The organism is Pseudoalteromonas holothuriae, from assembly GCF_945859825.1.
Classification (GTDB): domain Bacteria; phylum Pseudomonadota; class Gammaproteobacteria; order Enterobacterales; family Alteromonadaceae; genus Pseudoalteromonas; species Pseudoalteromonas holothuriae.
The window spans coordinates 53,948-66,236 of the sequence record NZ_CAMAPC010000008.1 but is presented as its reverse complement, the minus strand read 5'-3'; the positions used below and the strand labels follow the sequence as shown (position 1 = coordinate 66,236).

Sequence of the window (12,289 nt, the reverse complement as noted above, 5' to 3'; positions counted from 1 at the left end):
TACGCGCCACTATTATCATTAAGTGAGAGTGTCAAAACGCATACAGGGTAAATCAAAAAACTGGGCTGCTATTGTAAAAGGTTAAAGCCCCAATTGCACGGGTTGTGATTATCGTGTGATAACACGTCAAGTAAACACTTTTGAGATAAGTTACAGCAATGCAGGCACCTGCTGTAGTGATGCACAAACATTGTCAGCGTGGTCTTTAGCCTCATCACTAAGTGAGTGGCCTGATCCCACCAAAATTGCTGTTTTTATACCCGCGGCTCTTGCCGCCTTAATATCTGATAATTTATCGCCCACCATAACACTACTACTAACATTAATATTAAACTCTTCGATGGCCTCATATAACATGCCTGGGTTTGGTTTACGGCAATTACAGTCAAGCTTAAAAGGCGCAATTGCTTTGTCAGGGTGGTGTGGGCAATAATACACTTTACTTATTGAAATTTGGTGCTTTGCAAACTCATTACACATCCAATCACTTAGTGTGGCAAACTGCTGTTCATTATAATAACCACGGCCAATACCAGATTGATTGGTAACAACTACGATGATGTAACCCATAGCCACAAATTGCTGACATGCTTCAAAAACGCCATCAATAAAATGAAAGTCTTCGATTTTGTGTACGTAAGCATGGTCAACGTTTATTACGCCATCTCGGTCTAAGAATATTGCTTTGTTTTGTTTCTTAATCATAACTTTTCAGCTTCCACTACACGGTCAAACATTTCCACTACTTGCTTTACTGTAATTTGCTGCATTAAGTTGCTCCCTTTTACACGCATACCCCAAGGCAATTGCTGTGCTGTTTTACCTCTTTGTTCTAGTAAATTTTTATGGTAAACCTCCACAACATAATCTTGATACAAGTAGGGGCCAGTACGTTTAGGGTTAGAATGAGCATAAAGACCTATCACCGGTGTATTCACGGTTACTGCCATGTGCGCCGGACCTGTATCAGGTGCTAGCACTAAGGAAGCTTGTTTGAGCACACCCAACAACACTTTTAACTGTGTTTTACCGACCAGATTGATAATATTGCATTGTGCATGCGCTATAATTTGCTTTGCCAAGTCTTCTTCCATGGCAGTAGGGCCACCCGTTATAACAACAGAGAAACCACGCGCAGCTGCGTGTTCTGCAAGTTGGGCATAACGCTGAGCTAACCAATTTCGCTCGGCTTTACTGGCCGCGGGTGAAATAACAAACACTCTATCATTACAATCAGCTAATAGCATTTGTGCCTGCTGCTCATGTTGCACCGTTATGGGCATTTGCCAGCTCGGTGTATCACATTGAACACCAATGGCACGTGCAAAATTTTGAAAACCCTCTAGTACATGTGGTTCGGTTTGCGCCTTAATACGTTGCTTAACAAATAACGAATGGAGTTCTTTACTACGCCCTTTATCGAAGCCTATTTTTATCTTGGCAGGAATACAACGTGCAGCCCAGTTGGCACGAAATGCCACTTGCATGTGCAGCAGCACATCAAACTTTCGGCTTTTAAAAGTTTGTTTAAGGCTTTGATAAGCTGCTTTACCCTGTTTTTTGTCAAAAATAACAAACTCAACACCGGGCAATTCGGCCAGCAACATCGCTTCAACCTTGCCAATTACCCACGTGATTGACGCCTCTGGATATTGCGATTGAATTGCTTGTACAACCGCAACTGCATGACAGACGTCGCCAATGGCCGATAACCTTAAAATACAAATAGAACGAGGAGCTTGAGACACAAATTTCCTGCTTATCAAAAATCTTTGGCCCAGATCTTAAATTAATCAATTTGCTTTGCAAGTTTATGGCCGACAAAAAAAACGTTACACTTGACGCAATTGTTCATAAGCACATTTTTTTGCATGAAAACAACCATCATTGATAATCATTATTTACTTACACCTGAGTCGGTTAGCTATCCAATTACATTAAATTGGTTTGATGCCAAATATTGGCAACAAAAAAATGCGATAGTTGCGACTAAACAAGGCCGTGCGACCGCTTGGTTTTTTAAAAATGATGGACAAGTGAATGTACTAAAGCACTATTGGCGTGGTGGAATAGCCGGTAAATTTTTGTCTGATCAATACTTTTTTAGCGGTTTTAAAAACACCCGTGTATATCAAGAATTTACCCTTTTATGTCAACTTGACGCTCTAGGCTTATCTATTTCAAAGCCTATTGCAGCAAAAGTAACGCGCAGCGGTATAATTTATCGCGGTGACTTAATTACACATGCAATTAGTGGCGCTAAAAGTCTATGTGAAGTATTACAAGCGCGTAGTACAAGCAAAGAAGAGCTAATATTAGTGGCTCAAACGCTTGCCAACTTTCACAACGCTGGTGTTTTTCATGCAGATTTAAATATTAATAATATATTATTTAGTGACGACGGTCAGGTATATCTGATTGACTTTGACCGAGGCCAACTACGCTCACCGAAATCTAGCTGGCAAAAAGAAAACATTAGCCGCTTACAACGCTCATTTAATAAAGAAGCCGGCAAATGGCCGGCCTTTAATTTCACCAAAGACGATTGGCAATTACTACACCAATCTTACTTAAACTCATTGAAAACAGTTAAAGTTTAAGTTTTTTACCCAGTTTGGCTTTTGCTATGATGCCCGACGTAGAGCAACCGTCTAAAAATGCCAACACTTCAACCTGACCACCTTGACTCAGCACAAAGTCAGCTCCCGCGATATCTTCAACTTTATAATCCCCCCCTTTTACTAAGGTATCAGGGCTTATTTGCTCAATTAACTTAGCTGGCGTGTCATTTTCAGCTTCACTACCAAAGGGAATAACCCAATCAACCGAAGCCAAAGCACTCAATACCATGGCGCGTTCATGTAATGAATTAATCGGCCGCTCAGGCCCTTTAAGCCTCGTGATTGACTCATCATTATTTAGCCCAACAACTAAACGGTCGCCCATACTTTTTGCTTGTGCCAAATAACGTACGTGCCCTGCATGTAAAATGTCAAAACAACCATTGGTAAAGACGATTCTTTCACCATTTTTCTTGGCAAAAGCAACATGCTTAAACACATCGTCAAATGGTGTTTGATAGTGCTCACCTGTTTCTCGTAAGTACTGACCCATTTTACGACTGAGCTCTTCAGGAGAAACCGTTGCGGCACCGAGCTTACTCACTGCGATACCTGCTGCGATATTCGCTACCTCAACAGCGTCTTTAGGTTGCATACCTGCACCAAGCATCGTGGTAAGCGTCGCTATCACCGTATCACCGGCACCAGTAACATCACTCACCTCTAGCACTTGAGCTGGAAAGTCATACTTTTCAGTCTGAGAAATGAGTGACATACCTTGTTCCGAACGTGTTAACAACATAGCGCCAATGCCATTGTCTGCAATCAACTTTCGCGCGCTTTGCGTCAATGTGTCTTCACTATCTAGCAGGCCACCTGCAAGCTTAAACTCATTTAAGTTTGGAGTAATAAAATCAGCCCCCCGATACAAAGATAAATCACTAGATTTGGGGTCAATTAATACCGTTTTCCCTGCACTTTTTGCTAGGGCAATCATATCTTTAATCGAGCTAAGTGCACCTTTGTTGTAATCTGAAAAGAGCACAAAATCATAGCTATCAATAACTTGCTCAAGTCGCTTTAGAAGCAAACGGCTATGTTGTTCGGTAAATGGTTCTTCTAAGTCTAAGCGTACAACCTGTTGATGACGACTAATTACACGCATTTTAGCAATGGTTGGTAATTCTTCGATACTAACCAACTGAGACGCAATTTTTTCATTCTCTAGAATACGCGTCAAAGACTGCCCATTGTCATCTTCACCGATTAGTCCTAGCAAACCAACATGACCATCTAAATGAGCAATATTTTTAGCTACGTTTGCTGCACCACCCGCTTTGTCTTCTAAACTATTTACCTTAACAACAGGCACTGGCGCTTCTGGAGAAATTCGCGCAGTATCACCTAACCAGTATCGGTCAAGCATCACATCACCCACAACCAAAATGCGAGCCTGATTTAAGTTCTGTAAGCGAAAAAAGTCCATTACAGCTGCTCCGCAACCAACATATCAACGGCTTCACATAACCAATGCCCAATAAACATGTGCGCTTCTTGAATACGTGCTGTTTCATCATTTTTAATGATAATTGGTAATTTTGCGATGTTTTTTACATCTCCCCCATCACGACCTGTTAACGCGACCGTGTTGGCACCAATCTCATTAGCTGCCGCTAATGCTAAATTAATATTGTTACTCGTGCCTGAGGTAGTTAAACCAATGACTAAATCTTCTGGTTTACATAAAGCTTGCACTTGGCGCTCAAAAACAGTATCAAAATGATAGTCGTTACTATGTGCAGTAAGAATCGATGTATCAGTCGTTAAAGCAATCGATGCCAACGGGCCTCGTTCTAACTTATAGCGCACCACAAATTCCGCAGCTAAGTGTTGCGCGTCAGCAGCGCTACCACCATTACCAAACCAAATCACTTTACCACCCTTAGCTAATGTACTATGACATGCTTCTAGCAGTCTGATACATTCTTGGTGATAGTTTGCCATTGTTTCAAATAACAATTGGTGGCGTTCAAGGCTCGCTAAGTAACTTTGTTCAATTTGCTCATTTTGCGACATATCTGTTCCTAAATTACCACTTTCGGGTATAAACTTTATTAATATCGTACAAGGTTACCAGTATACATTGAGCGAAAGCCAAGTATAATTTTCACCAAACACATCCGTGCCAAAGCTCAAGGTAGTTTCTACCTGACGACCATCTATTCTTTGACTATTACTTAGTTCAACAGCTCTGGCCTGCTCATATTCAGCCCCGATTTGGTTGAGCTCATTAAGATAGTTACTCTCATTATTTATCTGTGTATATTTCACTCGCCACATTGAGTTGCTATCACTATTGTAAGTCGCTTCAATTGTATGAATTTGACTTGGCGCTGCATCACCAAACACTCGATGATCAGCAGCAAAGTGACCCACTACTGCACCTTTGATGGTATTGCCACTTTTCGGATAAATCTCATTTACATACCAAAGACTGTGCATATTGGTATATTCATAGCGCAGTGTTGTGGTATTTGTTAGTTGTGGCAAATAGAAGCCAATACTGTTGGTCGTATTACCAAATTGATAGTTTTTATGGCCTTTAGTATCTTCACCACCATATTCAAAGTACCACTCAATTGGCGTATAAAAGTCAGTTCTTATGGTACTGGTGATAGTCGCCCATTGGTCGCCCAGTTCGTCATCTTGACTCAATTCAGCCGTTTTATTGTCACTACCAGCTGGGTCAAAATATGCTTTGATAATATCACTTGTGCCAACCTTTCTTGGCCCACCACCAAATTGCATCATACGATTAATGCCTATCTTCCAGCCTGCAATAGGTTCAAAGCTAAAATGAGTACCAGCAAGCTTGGGTGAACCACCGTGAAGCTTGCCTTGATATACGATGCCATTTTCTACCGATTCTAATTCTGAATAAAACAATTCAAAGTCAAAATTCCACCAGTTTTGTAATGGCGCAATTAAACCTAAAGATATTGACGGAGAAGGCTTCGCATTATTTGAGTAAACTTGTGCAAAGCTTTTAAAAGGCGAAAACCAATGCTCTTTATAGCCCAAATTTAATTGAAAAGTATCACCGCCTAATGCATAGAAAGTATTGTAAGGCACCAAATCACCTTCGCGAACTCGATAGTCCATTCCTAACTGCAGCAAGGAACTTTCACTCCCTCGCCATACACCTTCGAGTGACACCTCTGCGTACTCATTAGATGAATTACTTCTATCATTGGCAAGTTTTACAGTTTCACCAGAGTCATAACGAAGTTTAACTCCCTGACGTGTTACATCATCCTTACTAAAATACCTTTTTAAACGCTTACGAATTGAGCTGTATAAAGGTTTATCAATACGCTGTAAGTGGCGCAAAGCTATGTTAATTTCGCTAATACGATAAGGTTTAGCCATTGGCGTACCATCAGTAAGCGCGAACATGCGGTCAATTTGGTACTCTAATAATGTATCCTTACCAATCGGCAAATATGCAGTAGGCGCACTAAAACTGTAGCTCGAAAAAAATAGTGCCAGCGCAGCCAAATATGAAGAGAGTTTTAACGACATAGTGAATTATAATTATGAGTAGATTAAAGTAGTAGCATAATAACAAATAACCGCTTTATGAGCACGACCCCAAATGTGTAATTTTGTTATAGTATTTCACTTAAGCCATCGAACACGTTAAAATGGCATAATATCTGACGTTTCAAAACAACCTTTCATGATCACAGGCCTAGCCTTTATGACCCAACTACTTTACTCACTCTCATTGGCGTTACTAAGTCCGCTTATTTTGTTGTATTTGTATGCAATTCGTGGCAACAAACAAAGCGCCTATCGGCAACACTTTTTAGAGCGTTTGGGTATCTATAGTACTGAAATACCTAAACATGCCGTGGTGTTTCACTGTGCTTCTGTAGGAGAAGTGCTTGCAGCCACACCATTAATAAAAACATTTATTCAACAAAACCCACTAGAGAACATATTAGTTACATGCAACTCACCAACAGGCAGAGTGCAAATAGAACAGAATCTAGGTAATACTGTCACTGTGTGTTACTTACCCATTGATTTTTATTTTTCTAGTAAACGTTTTATTCACCATGTGCAACCCAAACTCCTGGTGATGTTAGAAACAGAGCTTTGGCCAAACCTGTTTGCCCACGCAAGGCAACTGCACTGCCCTGTCAATATCATCAATGCTCGGTTATCTGAAAAATCATTTCTGGGCTATCAAAAAATCGCCCCTTTGAGCCGGTTTATTATGCAGCACATAAATACCTTAGCCAGTCACAATGACGAAGATGCACAACGTTTTATTCGCTTAGGGTTAGAGCCGCACAAAGTCATGGTCACAGGCTCTATCAAGTTTGATATACAGCTTACAAAACATGACAAAAATACTGCCAACCAGCTAAAACAAACGTTCTCTGAACGACCTATATGGGTTGCCGGTTCAACACATCCGGGTGAGCATGAGCAAATTTTAGCTGCACACCAAATATTATTAAATACTCACCCCAGCGCGCTGTTAATTATTGCTCCTCGCCATCCAGAGCAGTTTAATAAAGTAGAAGCGTTACTCACACAATCTCCTTTGCAACATTGCCGACGTAGTTCAACTTTTGACCCAAAATCACAAGTATTACTAGCAGACACTCTCGGTGAATTAAAAATGTTATTTGGATGTGCTGATATAGCATACATTGGTGGAAGCTTAATTGAGCGCGGTGGCCATAATCCGTTAGAAGCGGCTGCATTTTCATTACCGATTTTGACCGGCCCTCATGTGTATAATTTTGCTCATATCTATCCATTACTATTTGAATTAAATGCAGCAACTAAAGTGAGCAACAGCCAAGAGCTCGCAAGCCTTTTAAATACTTTACTCAATGATGAGCCACAAAGAAAAACACAAGGCAAGCAAGCCTTAGCATGTTTAGCGCGCAATCAAGGCGCAATAACAAAAACCCTCAACTTATTGCAATCTCAATTAAAAACCACGGAACAGTCATGACAAACCATCCTTCACTCACGCCACAAAAAGTCATGCAAAACTGGGTTAGCTCAGTGATTGTTAAATACAACTTCTGTCCATTTGCTCGTCAAGAAGTAGAGCAAAATACAATTTATTATCGAGTATCCACAGCCATAAACCATGATGATGCCGTTATGGATATGCTGGATGAATGCACCACATTAGACAATGAGTCAAATCGAGAAACATCACTGCTTATTTTTGAAAATGGTTTTTGTGACTTCGGCGACTTTCTAGACTTGGTTGACTTAGCCAATGCCATGCTCAGCGTGCAAGGCTATGAAGGAAAATATCAACTCGCAAATTTCCACCCTGATTATGTGTTTGCCGATAGTGACGAGCAAGACGCGGCAAATTATACCAACCGCGCCCCCTTCCCTACCTTGCACTTAATTCGCGAACAAAGTATGGCTCAAGCACTGCAAAGCTACGATGATCCTCAAAGCATCCCAGACAATAACATTCGCTTAGCCAGAAGAAAAGGCGAAGCATTTTGGCAACAGCTACTAAAAGACTGTCACAAAAAAAGCGGGTGATAGCACTGTATCACCTGCTTACTATCTGACCTCAGGTTTAGATAAGGGTTTTGAAATAGGAAATACTGTATAGCTATTTCTTAACCCAACGGCCATTTATTTGCACATAGTGACCTTTTGATGTTTTCTCTATCGCCTTTTTACCCGCGAGTGCTTCCACTTGTGACAGACTGATCCCATTCTTTTTCGCTAACTGTTGATACTTAGCTTTGCGCTTAGTATTTACCTCAGAAATGAGTTGCTGCGTTTGCGAATTGCTAGACACTGCTGCCAAATAACCACTCGCTGTTTCTCCCACTAAACCTTGATTTTTTGCACTATCTAAGGTTAATGCCCAAGCTGAAAATGCCATACCAACAGCTGCAATTGCCACAATTAACTTATTCGCTTTCATTTTTCTCTCCCTTAGAATAATTCACTGTCATCGCTAAATAGGTCATCGAGTTCTTTATCAACTTTCACCCGAATTTCATGGTCTACTTTAACGTTTAAATTGATCGTAATTGGCTCTTTGGTTTCGACTTGTACTTTATGAGTACAAGCACTGAGCCATATTAGGCTTACCAGTATTAGAGTCCATTTCATGGGCTTTGCTCCTGTTTAGTTAATGCATCTTCTACTTTTTGGGTTATCTCGTCGCTCAACCGCAGCGCTCTAAAAAGCGTAAATATGTTCTCTTGGTGCGTGTAATTAAAATTTACAGGCTGTGATTGAGGTTTATTCTCCCCTTCAATTTGCACCGCTAATGTCAGCCAACCGTCTTCAGTTAGTGCCACATCACTGCTTAAATTATCAATGGTTAAATCATCGAGCACCCCAATCACAGACTTTAAGCTAGGCTGCTGCGCTTTCAATGCTTCTATTGAGGCATTCTTAGCCACTTTTAACTTACCAGTATCCGCGTTAAACAGTTTACCTTGCTCAACGGTGATTTTTTTATCTTTAATAGTCACTGGAAAAGTGCCAGATATTCGCCCCATGAGCTCTACGCCCGCGTCTCGTCCAGCTTGGGCGAGTAGTGCAAGGTCAAGCGACTGCGCATTAAGCTGTAAATGTTGTTGTTCAGCAGATAAATTAAACCTTGGAATACTCACCTGACCATCGAATACTTGAGCATTAATATCGCTTAAAAATGCTTGGTTATCTTTAACACCTAACGTAGCTGATACATTTGAAAGCACCACACCAGATCGCACCTGAGCAATATTAAGCTTAGAAGGCCCGACATTAATCATTCCTGAACTGTACTGACCATCAATAACCGTATTGATGTCATCAATATAATGTGCACCGTACAGAGCCGAAACATTATATAAGCGCGCAATAAAATCAGCTGTTTGCAGATTAAGGTCACCGGCAACTTCAATAGATGCTTCACCTTGGGCTAATTTTAGTTCTGGCACAAAACTACCCACAATACGCTGTAAATCAATGAGTGGCTTTGCCGTTACTAAGAATTGATAGGGATGTGCCAAAGGTGAATACTGGTGTTTAAATACTCCTTCAACGCCCGCCCCTTCAATAAAGTGTGTAAACATAACACCCCGACTTTGTTGGCCTGTACTTTCAATGGTGATATTTTTTAATGTCAGGTCTGACGTTTGCACTGCAGCGAGTTGAGTTTCCCCTTCAATCTGAGTAAGGACTTCACCGGCCTCGATACCTCCTGCCAGAGAAAACTGTGTTTTAGTGCCTTTTACCTTCACCGAGTTATTCTCTATCAGGTCGCTCGACAGTAAACCATTAAGTTGCAACATTTGGCTTGTATCAACACTTAAGTCAAGTTGCAGTTGACTATTTTTGGTATTTAGACCAAGACCTTTCAGCTCAGGTACAGTCAGAGTAAGTTGAGTATGCGTTGCGAAAGACTTTGAAAATTCAATATTACTGTTTATTGTCATACGACTTTGCTGTGCGCTATACCCTTCAAAATCAACATTATCCAGTCCTCCTGATGCATCGAGCTTTAATCGTGTTTGACCTGCTTGAAAGTCTACCTGAACATTTCCAGCAATTTGCATGTCCTGCCCTTGAAAAGGCACCAAAGGCAAAACATCACTGTGATAACTAAAACTGCCGTTGCCGTTGATTTGTTTATTAACAACCGCTATTGAGCCATTAAACGAAAGCTCACCGAGGCTTGTACTTTGGTGTATCAACTGAAACTCTGCATTGGCCTTATTAGCTGCCAAATCAGCTTTTAGCATCTTAATGTTAAATTGACTGCTTCTGTCTTCACTTACTAAAGTCACATACTCTGTAAGCATTTTCATACTCTTAATTTTAGCAACACTTGGGAATTGCAATTGCCAAGGCTGTATCAATAAAGGGCGTAATTGTTCAGCGTAACTATGGGGTATAAAAGAGTCGCAGTCATCAATTTCTAATATATTGTTTAGACTTGATAAATCTGCTTTTACCTGCTGGGTATTCAAATCAATATTAAATTTACCAACACCATTACTATATAACTGCACTAAGCAAGATTTATGTTCAGCGCTGCCTAATAGTTGGTGTTTAAGGACAATATTGATGGCATTGCCGCTATAAGAAATTTCGGCTCGCCCTGACACATCTTTTATTAATTCTGGAATATAGCTGCGTATCACAGGGCTCATTAGGTCGACATCCGCATCAATGACGGTAGGTGCAAGTTGCAGTGTACCTTGCACGTCTCCTTGAACGTCAAAGCGGTTAAGCTCATGCTCATTTATCGACATTTTAATGGCCGGTATAAAGTCATTACCAACAACCTGTAAACTCGCAATATTAAGTAAAGGTCTATCGGGTAAGTCTAAAGATAACGGCACATACTCAGCAGCAACCTGCGATTGGGTTTGGGTTTGCTTTACACTTATAGACACTTTTTTGATAGCTGCACGGGTGTGATTTAAGTTAACACCTTCGACCTCAATAACAAATGCCTCATGTTTTAAGCATAATGTCTGTATTTGCACAGAGCGCCAACTATTGATGGACCAATTTAAGCATCCAAGCTGTATTTTTTGTGTGGCTAAATAGTAATTTGCAAGGGCAGTGACCAGCGGCTTACGCGCGATGTAAAGGCTGATAAGCAAGCTGCATAAAATGATGCCAATCCACTTTAATCGGCCAAAGGTCATATAATTAGCCTTTTTATATAGTTAGCTTTATTAGCTCCAATGATAAAGTAAAATTATACTGCTGTGACAAACTAATTGTAATAAGTTGTAGTGTTGAACAATAAATAAATACTTTATTGTACTATGGCTAACATAAATTAATAATGCTTTATACTCTATTCTAATGTGCTCATTGTCGCTGCCGCACGCTAAGTAGCGTTAAAAACACCAATACAGGTTACCTGATATGACAATTAAAACAGCTCTATTTTTCACTCTACTTATATTAACAAGCCTTGCTACCACAGCTGAAGAAAAGCCTGAGCCTCCCCCGTTGAACCCTGCTTATCATGGTGAGCATCCTATGGTATTACTTAACCAAGGCGCAAGTATTTATGCTGCGAACCTGCCAACTTACGACTTTCCAAATAATGTTCAGGTAGTATATAAAATTGAAAACCCAGGCATTGCATTTTTGAGCTTAGTGCGCGATGCTGATTTGGTCAGCATAAAACCAAAAGCATTTAATATCGAACGCTTAATGCGCGGTGAAGAAGTAGAGGTAACCGCTGATGTGTACAGTGGCCATTATGGCAAAGGTGGTAGTAAACTACTAAGTAATGCTCCTATTGTGTTTAGCAAAAAGCTTTATTCTCGAACTCTAAATGATTTAACCCCGTCATCTCAGTGGCAAGAGTACGATATGATCCCAGTTTCATCAGATGGTCGAATATATATTCATAAGATTCAACAACCGCCAAGCTTTAATCACCTCATCTTTGTCGATCTTAGTAGTGCATGTATGCAGAAATTTCGCACTTCCAAGCGCGTCCCACCTCACAATGAATTAACTATAAAATTTGTTAATTGCGGGTCACTAAAGCCACTCTATTATGATACGCAAAATCTAGACAAGTGACATTGTCTAATTGCACTTAGCCACTTCAGTGCTTCACTCAATACAGTTTTTGAAAGCATAACAAACAAAAAGACCGCTGTGTCGAGTATACACAACGGCCTTTTTATTTCATCTCG

12 protein-coding genes are annotated in these 12,289 nt (G+C 40.5%); 4 read left to right on the top strand and 8 right to left on the bottom strand.

The window, feature by feature from the left end; genetic code table 11:
- Positions 1 to 150: 150 nt before the first annotated feature.
- Positions 151 to 705: a D-glycero-beta-D-manno-heptose 1,7-bisphosphate 7-phosphatase gene (gmhB, locus tag OCI93_RS11845; RefSeq protein ID WP_261595215.1), complete on the bottom strand. Its 555-nt coding sequence runs from the start codon at positions 703 to 705 to the stop codon at positions 151 to 153.
- A complete protein-coding gene (locus OCI93_RS11840) occupies positions 702 to 1,748 on the bottom strand; it encodes a glycosyltransferase family 9 protein (protein ID WP_261595216.1) in 1,047 nt (348 codons plus the stop codon). The genes gmhB and OCI93_RS11840 overlap by 4 nt, the downstream gene beginning before the upstream one ends.
- 123 nt (positions 1,749 to 1,871) lie before the next feature.
- Here OCI93_RS11840 and OCI93_RS11835 point away from each other — a divergent pair, with 123 nt between their 5' ends.
- Positions 1,872 to 2,600: a 3-deoxy-D-manno-octulosonic acid kinase gene (locus OCI93_RS11835; protein WP_261595217.1), complete on the top strand. Its 729-nt coding sequence runs from the start codon at positions 1,872 to 1,874 to the stop codon at positions 2,598 to 2,600.
- On the opposite strand, the gene hldE is transcribed toward OCI93_RS11835, so the two are convergent.
- The 3 genes from hldE to OCI93_RS11820 are packed head-to-tail and all read right to left on the bottom strand — an operon-like array spanning position 2,590 to position 6,143.
- Complete coding sequence (hldE, locus tag OCI93_RS11830; protein WP_261626484.1) at positions 2,590 to 4,047, bottom strand: bifunctional D-glycero-beta-D-manno-heptose-7-phosphate kinase/D-glycero-beta-D-manno-heptose 1-phosphate adenylyltransferase HldE; 1,458 nt, start codon at positions 4,045 to 4,047, stop codon at positions 2,590 to 2,592. The two genes, OCI93_RS11835 and hldE, sit on opposite strands and share 11 nt — an antisense overlap.
- Positions 4,047 to 4,637, bottom strand: coding sequence for an SIS domain-containing protein (locus OCI93_RS11825; protein WP_261595219.1), 591 nt, complete (start codon positions 4,635 to 4,637; stop codon positions 4,047 to 4,049). The genes hldE and OCI93_RS11825 overlap by 1 nt, the downstream gene beginning before the upstream one ends.
- Positions 4,638 to 4,691: 54 nt before the next feature.
- On the bottom strand, positions 4,692 to 6,143 hold the full coding sequence (locus OCI93_RS11820; RefSeq protein ID WP_261595220.1) for a capsule assembly Wzi family protein: 1,452 nt from the start codon (positions 6,141 to 6,143) through the stop codon (positions 4,692 to 4,694).
- 178 nt (positions 6,144 to 6,321) lie between these two features.
- On the opposite strand from OCI93_RS11820, the gene waaA reads away from it, so the two are divergent.
- Together waaA and OCI93_RS11810 are read left to right on the top strand one after the other, a co-directional pair.
- Complete coding sequence (waaA, locus tag OCI93_RS11815) at positions 6,322 to 7,596, top strand: lipid IV(A) 3-deoxy-D-manno-octulosonic acid transferase (RefSeq protein ID WP_261626483.1); 1,275 nt, start codon at positions 6,322 to 6,324, stop codon at positions 7,594 to 7,596.
- Complete coding sequence (locus OCI93_RS11810; protein ID WP_261595222.1) at positions 7,593 to 8,153, top strand: DUF1415 domain-containing protein; 561 nt, start codon at positions 7,593 to 7,595, stop codon at positions 8,151 to 8,153. The genes waaA and OCI93_RS11810 overlap by 4 nt, the downstream gene beginning before the upstream one ends.
- A gap of 73 nt (positions 8,154 to 8,226) precedes the next feature.
- Here OCI93_RS11810 and OCI93_RS11805 read toward each other — a convergent pair whose 3' ends face one another.
- From OCI93_RS11805 to OCI93_RS11795, 3 genes are read right to left on the bottom strand one after another with little or no spacing between them, the layout of a single operon-like run.
- Positions 8,227 to 8,547, bottom strand: coding sequence for a YdbL family probable chaperone protein (locus OCI93_RS11805; protein ID WP_261595223.1), 321 nt, complete (start codon positions 8,545 to 8,547; stop codon positions 8,227 to 8,229).
- A gap of 11 nt (positions 8,548 to 8,558) precedes the next feature.
- The gene (locus OCI93_RS11800) at positions 8,559 to 8,738 is read right to left on the bottom strand and encodes a YnbE family lipoprotein (RefSeq protein WP_261595224.1); all 180 of its coding nucleotides are present in this window, start codon (positions 8,736 to 8,738) and stop codon (positions 8,559 to 8,561) included.
- Complete coding sequence (locus tag OCI93_RS11795) at positions 8,735 to 11,275, bottom strand: intermembrane phospholipid transport YdbH family protein (protein WP_261595225.1); 2,541 nt, start codon at positions 11,273 to 11,275, stop codon at positions 8,735 to 8,737. Before OCI93_RS11795 ends, OCI93_RS11800 begins: the two co-directional genes overlap by 4 nt.
- Before the next feature lie 226 nt (positions 11,276 to 11,501).
- Here OCI93_RS11795 and OCI93_RS11790 point away from each other — a divergent pair, with 226 nt between their 5' ends.
- On the top strand, positions 11,502 to 12,173 hold the full coding sequence (locus OCI93_RS11790) for a hypothetical protein (RefSeq protein WP_261595226.1): 672 nt from the start codon (positions 11,502 to 11,504) through the stop codon (positions 12,171 to 12,173).
- The last annotated feature ends 116 nt before the right edge of the window (positions 12,174 to 12,289 follow it).

Coding starts and splice junctions, on each gene's coding strand:
- OCI93_RS11800 (WP_261595224.1), bottom strand. CDS start 8,738: ATGAAATGGACTCTAATACTGGTAAGCCTAATATGGCTCAGTGCTTGT.
- hldE (WP_261626484.1), bottom strand. CDS start 4,047: ATGGACTTTTTTCGCTTACAGAACTTAAATCAGGCTCGCATTTTGGTT.
- gmhB (WP_261595215.1), bottom strand. CDS start 705: ATGATTAAGAAACAAAACAAAGCAATATTCTTAGACCGAGATGGCGTA.
- OCI93_RS11805 (WP_261595223.1), bottom strand. CDS start 8,547: ATGAAAGCGAATAAGTTAATTGTGGCAATTGCAGCTGTTGGTATGGCA.
- OCI93_RS11825 (WP_261595219.1), bottom strand. CDS start 4,637: ATGTCGCAAAATGAGCAAATTGAACAAAGTTACTTAGCGAGCCTTGAA.
- OCI93_RS11820 (WP_261595220.1), bottom strand. CDS start 6,143: ATGTCGTTAAAACTCTCTTCATATTTGGCTGCGCTGGCACTATTTTTT.
- waaA (WP_261626483.1), top strand. CDS start 6,322: ATGACCCAACTACTTTACTCACTCTCATTGGCGTTACTAAGTCCGCTT.
- OCI93_RS11795 (WP_261595225.1), bottom strand. CDS start 11,275: ATGACCTTTGGCCGATTAAAGTGGATTGGCATCATTTTATGCAGCTTG.
- OCI93_RS11790 (WP_261595226.1), top strand. CDS start 11,502: ATGACAATTAAAACAGCTCTATTTTTCACTCTACTTATATTAACAAGC.
- OCI93_RS11810 (WP_261595222.1), top strand. CDS start 7,593: ATGACAAACCATCCTTCACTCACGCCACAAAAAGTCATGCAAAACTGG.
- OCI93_RS11835 (WP_261595217.1), top strand. CDS start 1,872: ATGAAAACAACCATCATTGATAATCATTATTTACTTACACCTGAGTCG.